Source organism: Massilia sp. DJPM01 (assembly GCF_030348125.1).
Taxonomy (GTDB): domain Bacteria; phylum Pseudomonadota; class Gammaproteobacteria; order Burkholderiales; family Burkholderiaceae_D; genus Telluria_A; species Telluria_A frigida.
Map to the genome: position 1 here is coordinate 1 of NZ_JAQOZV010000236.1, position 501 is coordinate 501.

The following is a 501-nucleotide window of genomic DNA, read 5'->3' on the forward strand; positions in this document are numbered from 1 at the left end:
AAGGCAGGACTCGTCTGCATGAAGAATGCAGGTCTGCAAGCCTTTGTCATTCTGGTCAGAAATTACTTTGAACTCGTAAATGATCTTTCGACGCATATCCTCCGGGCACCCGCCCTTTTGGGCCTCACAGCTATCCAATTTCTGCTTGAACAACGCAGCGTCGCCATGTTTCAGGTAATTGTTCGTTGCCGCCACGTTGGATACGAATCCGGCTGCGTTAGCGCCGCTTGGCGAACCGCCTGCGGTACTCGCGACGACATTCCCCACAATTCCGGCGAGCATCGTCGTCACCGCATTCGCATCCCCGGCATTCAAGCCAGGGATTTTCTTGATGTCATCGCCGAAGACTTCGAGCAACGCCGTCGTGGCAGCAGACGCGGCAGCACCGGACTTGAAATCACCGCCTGCCAGCTTGCTGAGAACGCCATCAACCAAAGCATGGACTGCAACCTTGGTCGCGGTGTCGGCGCCGACCAGTACGTCGCCGAGTTTGGTTTCGAG

General features: G+C 56.3%; 1 pseudogene. It reads right to left on the reverse strand.

The window, feature by feature from the left end:
- A pseudogene (locus PO883_RS34850) lies at positions 1–501 on the reverse strand (hypothetical protein); the annotation flags it as partial.